Origin of the sequence: Campylobacter sp. 10_1_50, from assembly GCF_000238755.1 — a bacterium.
GTDB lineage: Bacteria > Campylobacterota > Campylobacteria > Campylobacterales > Campylobacteraceae > Campylobacter_A > Campylobacter_A concisus_R.
Map to the genome: position 1 here is coordinate 569,772 of NZ_JH414887.1, position 17,967 is coordinate 587,738.

Below are 17,967 nucleotides of genomic sequence, written 5' to 3' on the forward strand. Positions count from 1 at the left end.
CTTGCTTAATGCAAAATCCTTGCTCACAAAGTGAGCTAAATATCCATAAGGAGAAAAAATGAAACATTACGAGCTTTTATTTATTCTTAAGCCGACATTGACGGAAGAGGAAGTTAAAGCTAAGGTTGATTTCGTAAAAGAAGTCATAACAAAAAACGGCGGCGAGATCGCTACTGTCGTTGAGATGGGCACTAGAAAGCTAGCTTATACCATCAAAAAATATGAGCGTGGAACATATTTTGTTATCTATTACAAAGCTCCACCAGCACTTCTTGCAGAGCTTACAAGAAACGTAAGGATTACAGAAGATATCATAAGATTTTTAAGCGTTAAATATGAAAACAAACGCGAAATCGCAGCTTGGGAAAGACTTTGCAAAGGTATCAAGCAAACTATAAAAAAAGAACCTCGCGAGCCAAGAGCACCACGCGAGCCAAGAGCTGAAAAAGTAGACGAGCAAACATTTACAGAAGAATAATCAAGGATAAAAAATGTTCAATAAAGTAGTATTAGTTGGAAATTTAACCAGAGATATAGAGCTTAGATATACTACTAGCGGCGTTGCCATAGGAAATTCTAGTATAGCTGTGACACGCAAAATCACCTCAAATGGGGAAAGAAGAGATGAGACTTGCTTTATTGATATATCATTTTTTGGCAAGAGTGCAGAGATAGCAAACCAATATCTCAACAAGGGATCAAAGCTGCTTATCGAAGGAAGACTTAAATTTGATCAGTGGACCGACAATAACGGACAAAATCGTTCAAAACACTCTATCGCCGTTGAGAGCATGGAGATGCTTGGCTCAAATAACCAAACGCAACAAGGCGGATACTCTATGAATAGCCAAAATAGCGGTAGCTACGGACAACAAGGCGGATATCAAAATAACCAATATAACCGCCAACAAGAAATTAGGCCACAAGCTGCACCGCAAAGAAAGCAAGAGAGTTATTCAGAAGTTCCTGATATAGACGTTGATGCTGATAGCTTCAACAACGAAGAAATACCGTTTTAATTTTAAAGGATAAAAAATGGCAGAAAAAAGAAAATATTCACGCAAATATTGCAAATTTACAGAAGCAAAAATTGATTTTATAGACTACAAAGACACTTCACTTTTGAAGTATTGCTTGTCAGAGAGATTTAAAATCATGCCAAGACGCCTAACTGGCACATCAAAAAGATACCAAGAGATGGTAGAAAAAGCGATCAAGAGAGCTCGCCACGCAGCTATCATACCTTATATAGTTGATCGCAAAGACGTAGTTTCAAACCCTTTTGAAGGTCTATAATCCATAAATTTTAGCCCTGTTTTGGGGCTAAAATTTTTTAAATTTATCTCTTAATTTTTACTATTTCCAATCTTCTACAAAATTCCACATCAAATTCTTAAATTTATAAGCTTTTTAAAAATACTAAGCTAGCCAAATTTATCTAAATACTGTCTAATTTTTAAATTTGCCTCTTAAATTTTTCACGCTTTTTGAAAACTTTTTTATAAATTTACTAGCCAATTTTTAAATTTTATAAGCATTTTAAAGTCGCCAAAGTAGCCAGATTTCTCTAGATGTTGTCTATTTTTTAAATTTACATATTAAATTTCATCAAGTTTTTGAAAGTCTTTTATAAATTTCACTCGATAAATTCTTAAATTTATGCACCATTTTTACAATAACAAAATATTCCACGAAGGCTTTAAATTTAGCTATTCAGTTTTATATTTGTTTAATGGTTAAATTTAGAGCTATTTTGCCCATAAAAATACTACCAAACGACACAGAACACTAGAGAACACAAAATAAAATTTGAAATTTAAAACAAGAGTTAAAAGTGGATAATAAATTTAGGGGCAAAGCGCCCCTAGTTTTAGTATAGACCAAAAGTTCCGTCTGTTCTTTTGTAAATGACGCGCATTTTGGCATCGACATCGTTAAATACGTAAAATTGTTTATCGCTTGATTTTAGTTTATCAAGCGCTTCTTCTACCTCAAGAGGTTTGTAAATTTCAAGCTCCATAGGCACGATCTCTTCGACACCTTCGATCTTTTCTTCGCCTATTCTAGAGCGAAATTCTTTATCATCAGCCTTGCCTTTTACTGTAAATTTCTTATCGTGCTCTCTTCTTAAAACTTTTGAAGCCTTTTCGATAGCAAGATCGATCGCCGCATAGAGATCTTTATCTTTTTGGCGAACGACTATCGTGTCTTTATGTGCCATATTTAGAGAAAATTCTGCATTAAAACCCTTTTTACCTTGCTTTTCGTCTGCTCCTACTACGCATCTTGCTGAGATGATGTCAAGGTTGTACTTGCCAAGAGTGTCAAAAGCGTCTTGGATGTAGTTTTTGATGGGCTCTGTTAGCTCAAATTGTTTTCCTACAATGCTTATGTTCATCGCAATCTCCTTTATAGAAAGTAAGATCATTATAACACGACGAAACTAAAAGCAAATTAAAGTAAAATCTTTATAAAATTTTAAAGTTTCTGAAGAGTTCGTTTGTGAAAATTTATAGGATTTGAGGCTTTTCCTGGCTTTGAGCTGACAAAGACATCGAGCATTATCGTGCCTTGATTTGCTCCAGTAGCAGCCACTGCGTCACCAGAACAAATGCCCATATCGCCAAAGTATTTTACAAATACTTTAAAGGTAAAAAGATCGCCAAATTCGCCAGCTATCGGATTGTGCTCGTCGCCAAGGCAAACTGCTCCAGTTTTATAAAAGTCATTGCTTATGATAGCTAGCATGGCGTATTCTGTCGCTGCACGGGCTACCAGCTCGCTTTGCTCTCTTAGATAAATTTCACTATTTTGCTTAACTGAAGTGCTAGCGATCGAAAGAGCTAGCATACAAATAGAGCTTGCGATCACCACAAAAAATATCGCTGCAATGAGTGTAAATCCTCGCCTCATCAATAAACCGCCTTTGACTTACAGATGGTTATCTCTGAGTTTTTTGCCCTCATGCAAAGCTTTAGCACGATGACGCCATTTTTTTCAGTAAAGACAAACCTCGTAACGTTTTTGGCAAGGGTTGCTTTTTCGCCATTTGGTTTATATTTTTCTCCCATCCATGGACGATAGTCGTAGTATAAATTTAGATCAAAGACGCCGTTTGCTATATCTTTTGGATCAGCGCTTTGCTCTGGCACTATGGCATTTGCTGTGTAGGCTAGATGATATTGCTCTGAAATTTGTTTGCCATCAAATCCTGAAATTTCTAGCGTGTTGCCGTTTATACCTCTTTGACCATCCTTTACACCAACTTTTGCTATGTCTAGACTGACAGGCACACTTCCGTTGCTATAGCCAAAAGAGCTTTGCACATTGTAATAAACATCAGAAAATATCGCTACAACGCCGCCATCTTTATTTTCAAAATCCACGCATTTACTATTTCTTGCATCATCTTTGCAAGTTAGATCTTTTATGGTCTCGACCACTCCAGTAGTGAAATTACTTCCAGGACTTATCATGCCAGTTACTGGTGAGCTCTTAGCAAGATCCGCATAGCCACTATATCTGCCTGCCTTTCCGCCCTGCTCTATGACATGGTCATTAGCATCAAGAGATATAACGTCATTAAAAATTTCATACGCATAAGGGATAAATTCTAAAATTTCATACTTAGCATCTAAATTTACCCCACTATCATTTAGTGCCAAAAACTCTCCACTAGGTTTTCTAGCGATCACGCTTGGCTTTATGCGGTGCTCTAGCCTCTTTGAAATTTGCTCCAGGGCGATCTCCGTTTGCGTCTCGAGCTCATTTACTGTCCTTGTTTGAAAGTAGTTTGAGTAGATGTTCATTATGGCATTAAAGCTCATCATAGCGATGATACCAAGTACGACGATGACGACTACAAGCTCAAGAAGAGTAAAGGCTCTTTTCATTTCCACGCTTTCGTATTTAGCGAGCCGCCCTCACCTAGGTTAAAAGCGTAAGCTCTTAGCACCGATGTCGTCTCTTGTTTTGTGTCATTTTTATATGAGGTAGCAGTTACAATTATCTCTTTTACGTCGCTATTATCTAGCCCTAAATTTGGCTTAAACCAGCCCTTATCCTCGCCAACACTTACCTCATAGTCTGAGCCAACTATATAGTCTCTATTTTGATTTGTTGTGTTTAAATTTTTATCCAATATTCTGCCATAGTAATCCACAGATCTCACTGCCGTATCAGGTGCTAGATCTGATGAGTTTGTATAGGCAAAAACTCTATGCCCATCGCCTGTTATTTTATTTATCTTATAAAATTCGTTTCTTTTATCACCTGGCTTTAAGATGATAGGAAAAAAGTAAGCCGTCTCAGCGCTACTGCCGCCAATGTTTGTCGAGACCTTGATGACCTTGTCGCTAAAAGGAGCTTTCAAGATAAGCCCCATGTAGGTCTTAGCATTCATCAAGCTCTCTTGTGTAACTGCCTTTTGATTTAGCTCAGATGTGGTCTTTAGCACAAGCGGTATCGACGTGCTGATGATCGCTACAACGACTATCGAGAGGATAAGCTCTATAAGAGAAAAGCCTCTTTTTACCAAGAAATTCTCCTATTTGTCTTATCGCTTAGATCATTAAAGTTATTTTCGCCGCCTATAACATTTCCCACGTCACCTTTACTAGAGCCACTTTTTAGGGTCTTGCCAGCCCAGTCACCATTTGGCACGAGAAATCTCACTGTAAAATCATTTGTCGTTGCATCTTTATCAAATTCATTATATATGAGCCAGTTTTCTGTATTCATCTTAGCTATATCCGTAACTGCTCGGTTATTTTTTACATAAATGTAGCTGATGCCGTCACTAAGTGCTGTCTCTTTGGCTATATCTCGCGTAGTGTGATTTGAAAAGCTGTAACTATCTACATTGCCATAACTAGCATCGTGCAGAGGATTTACATACCATGAGTGCGTACCCGCGAACTCCTCCCAGCGAGCGCTTGATCCAGGCTTTTGCAACATAAATTTACTCTCGTCGCAACCATTGCAATACACTCCGTAGTAAATTTTTGCCTTAAAGCCAGTGTTTGGCCCCTCATAGTAAGGCGCGTATGTCCTAGCGTAGTAAAATTTTGCCGATGTTTTTGTGGTTGGCTTTTTGTAGTTGCCATTATTTTTTGTTTTATTTGCATCGACTAAACTTTCAAACGTGAAAGTATCACTTGTTACCTCGAAAGGGTTTTTAGCCATATTTTTCTCGCGTTTGAAATTAAATTTTAAATTTACATCAGCATAGCCGCCTTTAAACGCTTCTTTTTTGACTTCAAAGAGCCCTTCGTGTAAAGAAGTTGGATCTACTTTTTCGACTTTACTAGCATCAAGATTGCCAAAAAATAAAATTTCACTATTTAGCTTAGCTAGCCCATCTATGTCGTTTTTTAGTAAAGTGCCATTATTATCAGTATAGCCATTTATCATTTCTCCTACTTTTATCTTAAAGCGTGTATTGTTTGAGTAACAACCGTCTTTATATAAAAGTGCAGGATTATCATCAAAAAGTCTAGCTTTTACTTTAAAACTCAAGATAGGAGTAAAGCTTGCATTGCTTTCATTTGCGACGTAGCTAATGCCTCTTGGCAAAATTTTAAACTCGCTTACTTCAAGATCATTTGGCTCAAAACCAAATTTTTTCTCACCAAATTCTATATCGCAACCAACCTTGCCATCGGTATTTTCATTATTATCACTCTTGTCAAGCACACAGTCACTATCTTGTGGTGGAGTTTTTTTATCTATACTTGTATAGCTTTTATCCACCACATAAAATTTAGCATTTCCGATATCAGAGAAAGAAAATCCCTCTTTATTTGTTTTTAAGTTAGTTATAGTGCCTACTGCTTTTGCTGGATTATCAAAGGCTATCTTTAGTTTATTGTCTTCACTTAGTCTCTTTTTTGTATCTTCGGTGATTATGCACCCTGCCTTATCCACAGGCAAGATTGATACATTATTTTCTGTATAACGATTTACTCCAGTTACGGAGCTACCTGCGATTAAGGTATTTGTATATCCATTTGCAAGAGTTGTCTTATCTATATTATAAGCAGCTAAAGTTATGTCCTTATAGTCTTTACCTCCCACAAGTACGCTACTACCATTATATACACCACCACTGCCTGACTTATCATAGAGCTGAAACATAGCTGGTCTTACAGCAAATGCATCAAAGACTTCACACTTTACCACATCTTGATTTTTTGGTTTGCTATGATACTTTAGCTTAACATGAAGTTTTCTGTAAGGTCTTGGCACAGTTACTTTTACTTCTTCAGTGTCTTTACTTGCAAAATGAAGTGTTACAGGATGCCCTAATACAGAATTTTCACTACTACAGTTCTCTACAAGTTTAAGATCTACATCAGTAGGCGAGTCGGGTGCTTTTGCCTTTCCATCTATCTTACTATAATTTGTGATGTATATACTAAAAGGTTTTTTTGCTATCTTTGTAAAAAGCCTGTTTTTATAGTCCCCATTTGAATTATCATCTTTTTTACTTCGTGGATAGAAGTCATTTTCTTCTTCCTCTACGATCTTTAGATTAGGCGATGTTGGAGTGCATTCGCTTATCCTATCATCAAACTTTAAGCCTGCGTCACTATTTTGAAATTTAGCCTCATATCTTGTCTTTTTATACTCTTTTTCTATCACGCCTATGAACTGAACTCTTGCATAGTTTTGACAACCATGCGTTAGCTCTCCGCCTACTGCATGGCTTGCGTTTTTTCCTATTTTATATTCTAAAGTATGACTATCAATTCTGTTTAGATTTTCATTAGTATCGCTAGTAAGCGTGGTCCAGTTTTCTGAATTTGATCTCGCATCAGATATTATCACCTTACTAGTTCTTAAATTAGTAGAAGTATCCTTATAGCTCATAAATTCAGGTTTTAAATTTACTCTTAAGATAGAGCCATAAGCATCCTCGCTACCTCCATTTTCAACTGTTAAGGTAGTCCTTACCAAGGAGCCTTTTTTTACGATAGTTGCTTCTCCAGAACTGCCCTTTAACTTTACAGGTATCCAGCTAGCACCTTTATCTCTACTAACCTCAAGCTTTTCTGTGTAGCACACTTTAGGATTATAGAGCAAGGTAGAAAAGGCAACCATACCAATGTTTTGTCTCTCTCCCTGGAAGTTACCATCCTGATCACGTTCACTGGTAACTTGAAACTGCACCTCTACATCTTTTTGTCTATGCGACATATTGTCTGAAATGTCAAATAAATCAAGATCCATCTGTCCATTATAAATTTTACTACTATCTGCTGGATTATTAAATCTGGCAATAGAAGAGTTAAACTGATTATCTTTTGTGTTTTGTAAATTTAGCGGAGACCAAACACTTTTAAAAGTACCATCCTGCTTTATTGCTATATCATCACCTTTCACTTCTTGTCTACCTCCAAAGCTAAAAAGAGCCAAGGTTGATCTAATATCTCCGCTTGGTGGAGTGTAAAAACCATCAAATTTTAAATTTACTTGGCTAACTCCAATACCGCCAGGATAGATATTTGCCATACCATCATATATATTTACTGCTCTTGGCTCGACTCCTTTTGCTTCACCATCTTCACCCATATCATAAACTATAACTAAACTCCAACCACCAAACTGAGAAGCACTAAAAGACGAATTCCATTTGCCATCTCCGTAAAGTATAGCACCATAAGGTGAGTTAAATTTTTTAGTTACCATTTCAATAGGTGTAGTAAAAACAGGAAATGTTATGGATTTATTTGTTTCTTTTTCTAACTTTATAATACTAGCCGCTATACTACCAACACTAAATGTTCTATTTTGGCTTGAAGTACCAAGGCTATCCCTCACCTCTTTTGTTACGTCGGCACTTGCTTGATAAATATAGTAATATCCGCCTCTTCCACTTATATTAGGACTTACATCTTTTGTCCAGCTATCATGCGTCATTATAGTTGGATCACCTTGAGAAAAAGACCCAATCCATTTGACATCATCTTTATCTGCTTGTACTACAAATGTTCCTTTTGGGGTCTTAAAATTTACTCTTGAATAACCATATGTGTCTTCAAAGATAGTTGCAGCATAGTTTGTTTTTATATTCCATTCTTTATATAAGCTACCTCCCCAATATAATCTCGCATATTTTATTTTGCTCCCATCTATGTGTTCCTTTTCATATTGACTTTTTTCTTCAAATTTAAATTTTGCACTAGATGAGTTTGGGAATTTAGTTGTTCCCAAACTAGGTTCTTCATTAACAAATCTTTTCTCTACAATTTGAGAAGTTTGCGAGAATTTATTTTTGCCGCCTATGTTTTTTTGAGGCAAAAAATTATAACCATCTATCTTTGGTATAATTACACTAGCCCCAATGACATCCATATCGCCTATAATTCTTTTAAAACTAGCTTCTTCTCTCTTTTTCAGTACAATACTTTCACTATCATCATTATATCTATATATACGTGCTCTTACTGGATTGCCATAATCGTCATTAGCAACATAATACATAGATTCAGTAGTAGAAGTATCCTTTTTTATGCAATGCTTATAACCATCTTTGTCTATCGAGCATTCATAACCAGCATTACAAACATCAGCAAAAGAGCATACATCACTATGTGGTATAAATAAATAATCTATTGGATATACTTCATCACCAAAGATATAAATACAAGATAAAAAAAATAAAACAAAAAATTTCAAATTACAATAACTTCAATGTAATTAGACTCAAAATTTCTAAATGTCCTTGCTTGTTGCTTTCTGTATAAAATTTTCTATCATCTCGGCTTGTCCGTATTGTGGATATTTTGTAACGTCAAGCACTACTTGAGATAAAGTCATATTGTCCATATTGCAAACGATAGGAGCCACGAAATTTACGGTTGATTTCTCAAGAGGGAGGGCAACTACGATGATGTTGTAAATTCTAAGTTGCGAACTCTCTTTAATGTCCATAAGCTCTTCATAGTAGCTTGGGATGTCAAATTCATAACTTCTTAACGCGAAAGGATTTATCATTGTAAAAGATGTTTCGTCATCTTTACTTGCTAACTTAACAAAAAATTTATCGAGCTCAATCAGTTCCATCGTCTTGATATGCTCAAAGCCTAAAATAGGGCTTTTAACACTAAAAATCATACTAACTCCTGTTTTGTAAAATTGCCTTATTTTAGCATAGTTTTAAAAAATTTATACAAAAATAATGCCAAAAAATGTAAAATAAGCGAATTTAAAATTTTTAAGGAAAAGCATGAAAAGATTTTCTAAATTTCTAGCAGTCGTAGCTCTTTTAGGGCTTTTTAGTGGTTGTGCTGAAAAATACACCGAACTTTACAATCTAACACCAGATGAGTGGTACGCTCAGGTCATCGCTGACATAAAAGATGGCGATCTGGAGTCAGCTGATAAACACTACGTTTCAATGGCTAGCGAGCACGTTGCAAGCCCGCTTTTGGAGCAAATTTTACTCATCCTTGCCCAAGCTCACGCAAATGATGAAGAGTATCTCATGGCAAATCACTATCTTGATGAATACATCAAAAGATACGGCGATAACGGCCCAAAAACAGAATTTGCTCAATATCTAAAGATAAAAGCAAATTTTGACTCATTTACCCAGCCAAACCGCAACCAAAAGCTAATGGAGGATAGCGTAACTGAGATCGAAAAATTTCTTTATATGTATCCAAATACCGAGTATAAGCCGCTTATCGAGACCATGCTTATCAAATTTAAGCTCGCTCTTTACTTCTTAGATATGCAAATAGCAGATCTTTACAAGAGAACTGGCCGTGACGTTTCGGCTAAAATTTACGAGCAAAAGCTTGAAGAGTCACCGTTTAAAAACTCAGACCTTATCAAACCTGACGTGGCATGGTATAGAAAACTGTTTGAATAGGAGAAATTTTGCAAATAAACGAAAACAAAGGCTTCCCAACTGAGATCCCTATCATAGTTGAGGACGAGCTATTTTTATATCCATTTATGATAACACCGCTTTTTTTAAGCGACGAAGAAAATTTAAAAGCGCTTGAGCTTGCCATACAAGGAGAAACGCCGATCCTTGTCGTGCCTACAAAGCCCCAGCAAGACGGCGCTAGAGACTTTGACGGCATCTATGACGCAGGCGTTATCGGCACGATAATGCGCCGTGTGCCTCTACCTGACGGACGTGTAAAAGTGCTATTTCAGGGCATCGACAAAGGTAAAATTTTAAAGCAATCAGGCATAAACCCACTCCGCGGCATCGTCGATATGCTCCACGTAAAGCGCCCATCACAGGTCAAAACTGACGCTCTTATAGTAGTTTTAAGAGAAAAAGTAAGAGAGCTTTCGCAGTTTAGCCACTTTTTCCCGCCTGATCTTTTAAAAACGATCGAAGAGAGCGCTGAAGCGATCAGAGTTTGCGACCTAGTTTCAAGCGCGCTTCGCCTAAAAAAACAGATCGCTTATAGCTTTTTTGTCGAAGAAAATTTAGAGCAGCGCCTACTAAAGCTCATCGACTACGTCATCGAAGAGATCGAGGCAAACAAGCTTCAAAAAGAGATCAAAAATAAGGTTCATTCAAAGATCGACAAGACGAACAAAGAGTACTTTTTAAAAGAGCAGCTAAAGCAAATTCAAGCTGAGCTTGGAGCGGATACGAGCCGTGAAGAGGAGCTTGAAGAGTACCGCAAAAAGCTTGATGCGAAGAAGAAATTTATGGCTGAGGACGCCTATAAAGAGATCAAAAAACAAATAGACAAACTCTCTCGCATGCACCCAGACTCAGCAGACGCAAATACCTTGCAAAGCTACCTCGACTGGGTACTTGAAATTCCATTTGAGAATGTAGCTAAGAAAAAGTCATCTATCGCCGAAGTGAGCAAGCACCTAAATGCCGACCACTACAGCTTAGAAAAGCCAAAAGAGCGCATAGAGGAGTATTTTGCATTGCGTGAGCTTTTGGAGCTTAGAGGAGTTGGCGAAAAGGTAAATAACGGCGCCATTTTATGTTTTGCAGGCCCTCCAGGTGTGGGTAAAACAAGCCTTGCAAACTCGATCGCAAAGGCGCTAAAGCGCGAGCTAGTCAGGATCGCTCTTGGCGGACTTGAGGATGTAAACGAACTAAGAGGCCACCGCCGCACCTACATAGGCGCTATGCCAGGTCGCATCGTGCAAGGGCTCATAGAAGCCAAGCAGATGAACCCAGTGGTTGTTTTAGACGAGATCGACAAGGTTGGCAGAAGCTACAGAGGCGATCCGACCGCGGTTTTACTTGAAATTTTAGACCCAGAGCAAAATAATAAATTTAGAGACTACTACCTAAATTTCAACATCGATCTTAGCAAAATCATCTTCATCGCCACAGCAAATGACGTGAGCATGATACCAGCTGCGCTTCGCGACAGGATGGAGTTTATCGAGCTTAGCTCATACACCCCACAAGAGAAATTTGAGATCGCTAAAAAATATCTCTTGCCTCAAGAGCTTAAAAAGCATGGCCTAAAACCAAGCGATGTGAGCATCAGTAAAGAGGCGCTTGAGCTAATAATTAGCGACTACACAAGAGAGAGTGGCGTGCGAAATTTACGCCGCAGGATCGCTGATATACTAAGAAAAGTCGCCAAAAATATCCTCACCAAAAAGAATGAAGGCAAGATCAGCGTCACGGCTAAAAATTTAAAAGAGTTTTTAGAAAAAAAGGTCTATGAGATCGAGCCAGCGGATAAAAAAGACCAGATCGGCTTAGTAAATGGCCTAGCGTGGACGAGTGTCGGTGGCGACGTGCTAAGGATCGAGGCTATCAGGATCCAAGGCAAAGGCAATATGCAGATCACCGGCCAGCTAGGCGACGTGATGAAAGAGAGCGCTCATATCGCATTTAGCGTGGTAAAAGTGCTGATAGACAACAAAAAGCTAAAAGTGCCTATGGCTATCGTGCCAAAATTTGACGACGACAAGCACAAGCTCGAAGCCAGCGATGTTTATAGACGCTACGATCTTCACTTACACGTGCCAGAAGGTGCAGTGCCAAAAGATGGTCCAAGCGCTGGCATCACGATGGCAACTGCGATCGCATCGATACTAACTGACACAAAAGTCAAACACGACATCGCAATGACAGGTGAGATCACGCTAACTGGCAGAGTTTTACCTATCGGCGGACTAAAAGAGAAGCTCATCGCCGCTCACAAAGCTGGCATCAAAACAGCTCTGATACCTCGTAAAAACTATGACCGCGACCTTGTCGATATCCCAGCCGAGGTAAAAGGCGACATGAAGATCATCGCCGTTGATACGATCGATGACGTCTTAAAAAACGCTCTTGTAGCTAAAAAATAATCCCTACTCTAGCCCTACATCTCACTTAGGGCTAGAAAATTTATAAATTTTGACGATCATCAAATCCAAAAAAGCCATATAACGTATAAAGACAATTAATAATTTAAAACAATATAAGCACATGCATCACACCAAAGAAAGCCAGGTAAATTTTAAAATTTATGAGTGAGCATATCACGCTTCTAAATTTAGTGGCGAATGACTATGAGCCCTAAATTTACTAAGTTGCTAAGGCGAGTGAGCACGATTTTAAAATTTGACTTGCGATATAAATTTATCAAAAAAGGGACAAAAAAGGCTTAAATTACACTCTACTTGCAGTTGCGAGCTCATGGAACAAAAAAGCTCCCTTCTTCCCTTAACAATCCTTCTTCCCTGGCGCGTTCAAGATGACATGCAACTGTGCAAAAACTCTATATACGTTTTTGGTTAAATTTGAGCAAATTTTAAATGGTATTTTTGCTCTATAATTTAACCTAAGCTACAAGTGAAGCCAAATTTTAGTAGTCAATTCTTAGAGATGAATGAAAGTTTAAAATTTTGTAAGCTTTATATTTTTTTGCAAAAAACAAAAAACTTGAATTATATTCTGTTTGTAGCTTGCAAAGCAAAATACAAAAAAAGAATATACTCAGCAAATTCCTCGTAAATTTAGAATTTATTTTGGCTCTAAAATTTACATATAAGCTTCAAATATATACTTAAAAATTCTATTTCTTCTCTTTCTCAGCAACTTTATCTAGCTTTATATATCCCATTTCAACTAGCTTATTATAAATTTGAGAGATTTTTGGTCCAGCAGCGCTACCGCCGTGGCCGCCGTGCTCGACAACCATCGTTATGACGTATTGTGGATCCTCAAAAGGCGCATAGGTTGTCATCCACGCGTGAGATCTTTGCAGATACGCCATATCTTCTTCTTTCATACGTTTCTTTTCAGTTTGCGATATGCCAACGACCTGAGCTGTTCCAGTCTTTGCAGCAACCTTTACAAGACTTCCCACAAAGTGCCTATTTGCCGTACCCCTTGGGTGATTTGCCACCTCATACATCGCATGTCTAATGGCAGGTAGCTGCGACTTCTCAAACGGCGTAAAAGCATCATCTGTTGGCGTAAAATCAACATCCTTACCATCGATGCTCTTTAAAAAATGTGGCGTCACATTTAGCCCAGTTGCAAGGCCCGCTGTATATTTAGCTACCTGCATAGGCGTGACTAGAAAATTTCCCTGTCCGATAGAGGTGATGAGCGTCTCGCCTTGAAACCAAGCCTTACCATACTTCCTCATCTTCCACTCTCTACTTGGCAAAGTCCCCACAAACTCGTTTGGCAAATCAACCTCTGTTTTTCTACCAAAGCCCATACGCTCAAGTATCGGCACAATGGCATCTATACCGATCTTTTGGCTACCCTTGTAAAAATAGTCATCGCAGCTCTCTCTAATTGCCGTGTTCATATTAACCGTGCCATGACCATGCGAGTTCCAGCAGCGAAATTTACGCCCTCCAAGCTCATACGATCCACTGCAAAAAAAGCTATCATATTTGCTCATGCCATTGTCTAAAAAGGCAAGAGCCATACCCATTTTTACGACAGATCCTGGCGGGTAAAGGCCGTTTATCAGCTTATTTGTAAATGGGTGATCGACGTTTTTTACAAGTTCCTCCCACTCAGCCTGAGAAATTCCAAGCACAAATGGATTTAGATCATACTCAGGAAAGCTTCCTGCTGCGATGATAGCGCCATCTTTTAGGCTCATAACTATGACGCTTCCTGCATCCTTACCAAAGACGTCAGCGACGAACTGCTGAAGCTCAAGATCGACGGCAAGCTTTATGTTTTGACTTTGTGGCGCTTGATAGCTCACCTGCTCGATCTCCTCATTTAGTGCATTTACCTTGATCTTTTTAAAGCCTTGAATTCCTTGCAAGATCGGGTTGTAAAAGCGCTCTACGCCGCTTCTGCCGATATAGTTTGTAAGCTTTGTCAATGGGTCATTTTCCATATCTTTTTGGTTTGCCCTGCCGACATAGCCGATGATGTGCGAAGCCAGGTCATTGTATGGATAGTGGCGTTTTGATGCGGGTCTTATCTCTAAATTTTCACGCAGAGAAAGGGGTGCAAAAAATGGCAAAAATTTATCATAATCAACAAATTCGACCACGTTTATAAAGTCTTGGTTGTAGGCTGAGTCGTTTTTGATATATTCGTTTTTAAGCTTGGTGACATTTAGATCGCCAAATAGCGAGCCGATGTAGGCTAGCTCATCGTCTAAAATTTTCACCTTTTTGTTTGCGCTAAGGTGCGGCTTTACGTAGATCGAAAAACCAAGGCGATTAACCGCCATAGGCTTGTCGTGCGCATCAAAGATGATGCCTCTAACTGGCGGGATGTAGATAGTTTTTATCGCATTTTGCTCGGCGATCTCGTTGTAGTAGGTGTTTGAATTGACACTTAGGTGGTAAATCCGCCCCAAAAGCATGATCCAAAAAAGAGCGATCACACCAAAAACGATACGCATCCTCATAGCACTTTGTCCCTAAATAGCACAATAGCAAGCACACTTTCAAGCGCTATAAAAAAGAGATACTCCGCGCTAAAAGTCAAATTTGGCTCGTTTAAAACGTAGGCAAAAAGGTTATTTACAAGAAAAGTTAGCACATAACCAGAGGCGACAAAGATGATAAGCAGGCAGTTTCGCCACTTCATCGTCGTATAGAGCCAGTCTAGCACGAAGTTGTAAAATAGCAAAAATGCAATGATCGTTGAAAAGAGATAAAAGCCATGAATTTGCTCAGCAAAGACTAAGAAAACGAGCGAAAAATACCATGATGGCTTAAACTCATCATACTGCTTTTGCTTTCTTGAATACTCCAAAATCATATATGTAAAAAAAATGCCAATAAGTGGCGGCAAGAAGCCAAACTGCGTAGTTGCGATCTCGTAAGAGAGCAAAAAAATAGCCCACCAAAAGCCTTTAAAAATTTTAATATCTAAGCTGCTTATGGTTTGCATTTTACCTACCAAGAGCGTGGTTTATGATAGCTTCCCGTGCCTTGTCGATGCCGCTTTTGTTGAGTGTCGAGACCAAAATGCCACTTGGGTCAAATTTCATTATCGCACTCTTTTGGCTTTGATTTAGCTTGTCGCTTTTTGTGTATAAATTTAAGATTTTTTGATCAGCCCTTAAAAAACTTTTTAGGTAAGAATCCACGTTTACGTCGATGTCTAGGTCAAAATGTCTAGCATCGATTAGATGTATAAAAAGTCTGATATCGCTTCTAAATTTCAAAAACTCATCTAAATTTTTGCGCCACTCGTCGTGTTTTGACTTTGCCACTTTTGCGTAGCCAAAACCTGGTAAATCAACCAAGATGAGCTTAAATTTCTCTTTTTCACTCTCTTCTTTTTCCTCACAAAACTCAGCCTCAAAGAAATTTATGAGCTGCGTTTTGCCAGGAGTTGATGAGCTTTTGGCTAAATTTTTTTGATTTACAAGTGCATTTATGAGGCTACTTTTACCCACATTTGACCTACCCAAAAAGACCACCTCGCTTGTCACAAAGCTTGGAGCCTCTTTTATGCTTGGGCTTGAAGTGATAAATTTAGCGCTCAAGGCTCTTATCACTTGGTTTTATCCTCAATCTGAAAGATAAATTTAACCGGCTTTTTCTCGTCGCTATTTACGCTATATGTGCCATCTTTTTGATTGACCACGATCTTTTCGCCGTAGACATTTTTATCAGTCTCTACCTCGTGCAAATAGCCATTGCCAGTTACTGTGTATGTCTGCTTTGCTGGCTCGTATGTGAGCGTATCGCCCTTGCCGTCATAGTGCTTATCTTTCATAAAAATTTTAACTCTAGCGTTGCCAGTGGCTACATATTTTACTGGCTGGCGCTTTTTGTCAAAATGCACAACGACTTTGTTTGCTTTTAGCTCATCGTATGAGCCTTTTTTGATATTTACATTGCCTACAAACTCGCTGATCTGCTTGTTTTCATCTGCGAAAAAATCATTTGATGTGATCTCAACTTGCTCTGCATTTAAAAATGTAAAGCCCAAAATCATCGCTAAAATCGCTGATTTTCTTCTACCCATGCCCTTAACCTTTTTATCTGCGTTTGTTTTTTACCAAGATCGTAGCTTCCACTATCTCCCAGTACTTTATCGCCATTTCTAGTGATGGTGAAATTTGCCTCTGATCTTACTATTTTTGTCTTTGTGTTATATATAACTTCATCGCTTTTAAATTTCAAACTATCGTTGTTCTCATAGTTTGCATTTTTTTGAAAGATTATCTCATCATTTTTCGAGATAGCCTTGTCTGAGCTTAGAAAATGTCTTAAATTTCCCCTTAAAATTCTCGCTTTAAAGTCTAAAAACTCATCCCTATCACTGTATCTGTTTAGCTCATCACTCTCATAAACTCCGCTTATCTTGGTCGAGTTTATCTCATAATCAACCACGTCATTTACCTGCATATTTGATATCTTGGTATCAACCTTTAGAACGTTTGCTAGGTATGGGTCTTGAACCGCTAAAAATATCATCACAGCACTAAAAATAGCCACGACGAAGTAGAAAATTTTTACAACCAACGCTTAGACCACTCGTCATATAAATTTTCTGATTTTATGATCATCTCGATCATCTCTCTAACAGCGCCATTGCCGCCTTTGTGCTTTAACTTTGTCTTTACATCAAGCTCTTTAATGGCATCTTTTGGCTTAAAGCTCCAAGCAACTGCGTCTAAAATTTTATAGTCATTATAATCATCGCCGATAGCCGCTGCATTTTTAAAGCTAAGCCCTTCAAATTTTAGTATCTCGCTTGCCACTTCAAATTTATCGCCAACGCCTTGATAGACGTGATTTATCTTTAGATCCTCAGCCCTTCGCTCAACGATAGCCGACTTTCTGCCAGTGATAATAGCCACCTTTTTGCCAAGCTTTAGCCAGCTCTCTATCGCGTAGCCATCTTTTACGTCAAAAAATTTAAGCTCTTCGCCATTTGCATTGTAGATGATCTTGCCATCAGTGAGACACCCATCAACGTCTAAAAAAATAATCTCTATCATAAAACACCCTTAGTGCTTGGAGTGCCGATCCTTGCGTTTTTGGCAAGCGCTCTGCGGAGTGCTACGGCAAATGATTTAAACGTTGCTTCGATGATGTGATGAGTATTTTTGCCACGAATTTGATTTAGATGAAGAGTTATGGCTGAATTTATAGCAACTGCTCTAAAAAACTCCTCCACAAGCTCAGTGTCAAACTCACCAACTTTGGCATTTTCATTAAAATTTTCATATACGAGGTAAGCTCTGTTGCTAAGATCTAGCGCGCAAAAAACAGCCGACTCATCCATAACAACGCTCGCCTCGCCAAACCTCTCAACACCACTTAATGGATATAAAGCCTCTTTTAAAAGCTGTCCCAAAACTATGCCTACATCCTCGACGCTGTGGTGAAAATCCACATGCGTGTCGCCCTTACATGAAATTTCAAGATCGAGCAAAGAGTGCTTTGTAAAAGCTTCAAGCATGTGGTCAAAAAAGCCAATGCCTGTGCTTATCTTTGCAACCCCAGAGCCGTAAATTTTGAGCTTCATTGAAATTTGCGTCTCTTTTGTGTTTCTAGTTAGTTCTAAAATTTCCTCTCTCA

Annotated in this window: 18 protein-coding genes; 5 read left to right on the top strand and 13 right to left on the bottom strand. The window is 38.4% G+C overall.

Annotated elements, in window-relative coordinates:
• The first annotated feature begins 58 nt into the window (after positions 1 to 58).
• The 3 genes from rpsF to rpsR are packed head-to-tail and all read left to right on the top strand — an operon-like array spanning position 59 to position 1,296.
• Positions 59 to 478 (top strand): 30S ribosomal protein S6, encoded by a 420-nt coding sequence (gene rpsF / locus HMPREF1019_RS02865; protein WP_004317779.1) that lies wholly within the window; start codon positions 59 to 61, stop codon positions 476 to 478.
• 13 nt (positions 479 to 491) lie between these two features.
• Entirely contained in the window at positions 492 to 1,019 is a 528-nt protein-coding gene (locus HMPREF1019_RS02870; RefSeq protein ID WP_009294172.1) for a single-stranded DNA-binding protein, read from the top strand.
• 16 nt (positions 1,020 to 1,035) lie between these two features.
• Positions 1,036 to 1,296, top strand: coding sequence for a 30S ribosomal protein S18 (gene rpsR / locus HMPREF1019_RS02875; RefSeq protein WP_004317775.1), 261 nt, complete (start codon positions 1,036 to 1,038; stop codon positions 1,294 to 1,296).
• A 574-nt stretch (positions 1,297 to 1,870) separates the two neighbouring features.
• Here rpsR and hpf read toward each other — a convergent pair.
• The 6 genes from hpf to fliW form a co-directional block, all read right to left on the bottom strand.
• Positions 1,871 to 2,398, bottom strand: a complete 528-nt coding sequence (hpf, locus tag HMPREF1019_RS02880) for a ribosome hibernation-promoting factor, HPF/YfiA family (RefSeq protein WP_004317788.1) — start codon at positions 2,396 to 2,398, stop codon at positions 1,871 to 1,873.
• Positions 2,399 to 2,478: 80 nt separating this feature from the next.
• Positions 2,479 to 2,913, bottom strand: a complete 435-nt coding sequence (locus tag HMPREF1019_RS02885; protein WP_009294173.1) for a hypothetical protein — start codon at positions 2,911 to 2,913, stop codon at positions 2,479 to 2,481.
• Positions 2,913 to 3,893 carry a prepilin-type N-terminal cleavage/methylation domain-containing protein gene (locus tag HMPREF1019_RS02890; protein ID WP_009294174.1) on the bottom strand — a complete coding sequence of 327 codons (981 nt, stop codon included), beginning with the start codon at positions 3,891 to 3,893 and terminating at the stop codon, positions 2,913 to 2,915. Before HMPREF1019_RS02890 ends, HMPREF1019_RS02885 begins: the two co-directional genes overlap by 1 nt.
• Positions 3,890 to 4,537, bottom strand: a complete 648-nt coding sequence (locus HMPREF1019_RS02895) for a type II secretion system protein (RefSeq protein WP_009294175.1) — start codon at positions 4,535 to 4,537, stop codon at positions 3,890 to 3,892. The genes HMPREF1019_RS02890 and HMPREF1019_RS02895 overlap by 4 nt, the downstream gene beginning before the upstream one ends.
• Complete coding sequence (locus HMPREF1019_RS02900; protein WP_232210157.1) at positions 4,531 to 8,355, bottom strand: hypothetical protein; 3,825 nt, start codon at positions 8,353 to 8,355, stop codon at positions 4,531 to 4,533. Before HMPREF1019_RS02900 ends, HMPREF1019_RS02895 begins: the two co-directional genes overlap by 7 nt.
• 360 nt (positions 8,356 to 8,715) lie before the next feature.
• Positions 8,716 to 9,117 (bottom strand): flagellar assembly protein FliW, encoded by a 402-nt coding sequence (gene fliW / locus HMPREF1019_RS02905; protein WP_002939483.1) that lies wholly within the window; start codon positions 9,115 to 9,117, stop codon positions 8,716 to 8,718.
• Positions 9,118 to 9,229: 112 nt separating this feature from the next.
• On the opposite strand from fliW, the gene HMPREF1019_RS02910 reads away from it, so the two are divergent.
• Positions 9,230 to 9,877: an outer membrane protein assembly factor BamD gene (locus HMPREF1019_RS02910; protein ID WP_009294177.1), complete on the top strand. Its 648-nt coding sequence runs from the start codon at positions 9,230 to 9,232 to the stop codon at positions 9,875 to 9,877.
• A gap of 8 nt (positions 9,878 to 9,885) precedes the next feature.
• Entirely contained in the window at positions 9,886 to 12,303 is a 2,418-nt protein-coding gene (gene lon, locus HMPREF1019_RS02915) for an endopeptidase La (RefSeq protein WP_009294178.1), read from the top strand.
• 710 nt (positions 12,304 to 13,013) lie between these two features.
• On the opposite strand, the gene mrdA is transcribed toward lon, so the two are convergent.
• The 7 genes from mrdA to hisB are packed head-to-tail and all read right to left on the bottom strand — an operon-like array spanning position 13,014 to position 17,956.
• Positions 13,014 to 14,831, bottom strand: coding sequence for a penicillin-binding protein 2 (gene mrdA / locus HMPREF1019_RS02920; RefSeq protein ID WP_009294179.1), 1,818 nt, complete (start codon positions 14,829 to 14,831; stop codon positions 13,014 to 13,016).
• Positions 14,828 to 15,319 carry a hypothetical protein gene (locus HMPREF1019_RS02925; RefSeq protein WP_009294180.1) on the bottom strand — a complete coding sequence of 164 codons (492 nt, stop codon included), beginning with the start codon at positions 15,317 to 15,319 and terminating at the stop codon, positions 14,828 to 14,830. The genes mrdA and HMPREF1019_RS02925 overlap by 4 nt, the downstream gene beginning before the upstream one ends.
• Position 15,320: 1 nt before the next feature.
• Positions 15,321 to 15,932, bottom strand: coding sequence for a ribosome biogenesis GTP-binding protein YihA/YsxC (yihA, locus tag HMPREF1019_RS02930; protein WP_009294181.1), 612 nt, complete (start codon positions 15,930 to 15,932; stop codon positions 15,321 to 15,323).
• Positions 15,929 to 16,405: a lipopolysaccharide transport periplasmic protein LptA gene (gene lptA / locus HMPREF1019_RS02935; RefSeq protein WP_009294182.1), complete on the bottom strand. Its 477-nt coding sequence runs from the start codon at positions 16,403 to 16,405 to the stop codon at positions 15,929 to 15,931. Before lptA ends, yihA begins: the two co-directional genes overlap by 4 nt.
• Positions 16,378 to 16,905: an LPS export ABC transporter periplasmic protein LptC gene (lptC, locus tag HMPREF1019_RS02940; protein ID WP_009294183.1), complete on the bottom strand. Its 528-nt coding sequence runs from the start codon at positions 16,903 to 16,905 to the stop codon at positions 16,378 to 16,380. Before lptC ends, lptA begins: the two co-directional genes overlap by 28 nt.
• Complete coding sequence (locus HMPREF1019_RS02945) at positions 16,896 to 17,384, bottom strand: KdsC family phosphatase (protein ID WP_004317467.1); 489 nt, start codon at positions 17,382 to 17,384, stop codon at positions 16,896 to 16,898. The genes lptC and HMPREF1019_RS02945 overlap by 10 nt, the downstream gene beginning before the upstream one ends.
• Positions 17,381 to 17,956, bottom strand: a complete 576-nt coding sequence (hisB, locus tag HMPREF1019_RS02950) for an imidazoleglycerol-phosphate dehydratase HisB (protein ID WP_034901231.1) — start codon at positions 17,954 to 17,956, stop codon at positions 17,381 to 17,383. Before hisB ends, HMPREF1019_RS02945 begins: the two co-directional genes overlap by 4 nt.
• Between the last annotated feature and the right edge of the window lie 11 nt (positions 17,957 to 17,967).

Bases quoted from the DNA above. Each gene is read 5' to 3' on its own strand.
- rpsF (WP_004317779.1), top strand. From the start codon at position 59: ATGAAACATTACGAGCTTTTATTTATTCTTAAGCCGACATTGACGGAA.
- HMPREF1019_RS02870 (WP_009294172.1), top strand. From the start codon at position 492: ATGTTCAATAAAGTAGTATTAGTTGGAAATTTAACCAGAGATATAGAG.
- rpsR (WP_004317775.1), top strand. From the start codon at position 1,036: ATGGCAGAAAAAAGAAAATATTCACGCAAATATTGCAAATTTACAGAA.
- hpf (WP_004317788.1), bottom strand. From the start codon at position 2,398: ATGAACATAAGCATTGTAGGAAAACAATTTGAGCTAACAGAGCCCATC.
- HMPREF1019_RS02885 (WP_009294173.1), bottom strand. From the start codon at position 2,913: ATGAGGCGAGGATTTACACTCATTGCAGCGATATTTTTTGTGGTGATC.
- HMPREF1019_RS02890 (WP_009294174.1), bottom strand. From the start codon at position 3,893: ATGAAAAGAGCCTTTACTCTTCTTGAGCTTGTAGTCGTCATCGTCGTA.
- HMPREF1019_RS02900 (WP_232210157.1), bottom strand. From the start codon at position 8,355: ATGGATGTCATTGGGGCTAGTGTAATTATACCAAAGATAGATGGTTAT.
- fliW (WP_002939483.1), bottom strand. From the start codon at position 9,117: ATGATTTTTAGTGTTAAAAGCCCTATTTTAGGCTTTGAGCATATCAAG.
- HMPREF1019_RS02910 (WP_009294177.1), top strand. From the start codon at position 9,230: ATGAAAAGATTTTCTAAATTTCTAGCAGTCGTAGCTCTTTTAGGGCTT.
- mrdA (WP_009294179.1), bottom strand. From the start codon at position 14,831: ATGAGGATGCGTATCGTTTTTGGTGTGATCGCTCTTTTTTGGATCATG.
- HMPREF1019_RS02925 (WP_009294180.1), bottom strand. From the start codon at position 15,319: ATGCAAACCATAAGCAGCTTAGATATTAAAATTTTTAAAGGCTTTTGG.
- lptA (WP_009294182.1), bottom strand. From the start codon at position 16,405: ATGGGTAGAAGAAAATCAGCGATTTTAGCGATGATTTTGGGCTTTACA.
- HMPREF1019_RS02945 (WP_004317467.1), bottom strand. From the start codon at position 17,384: ATGATAGAGATTATTTTTTTAGACGTTGATGGGTGTCTCACTGATGGC.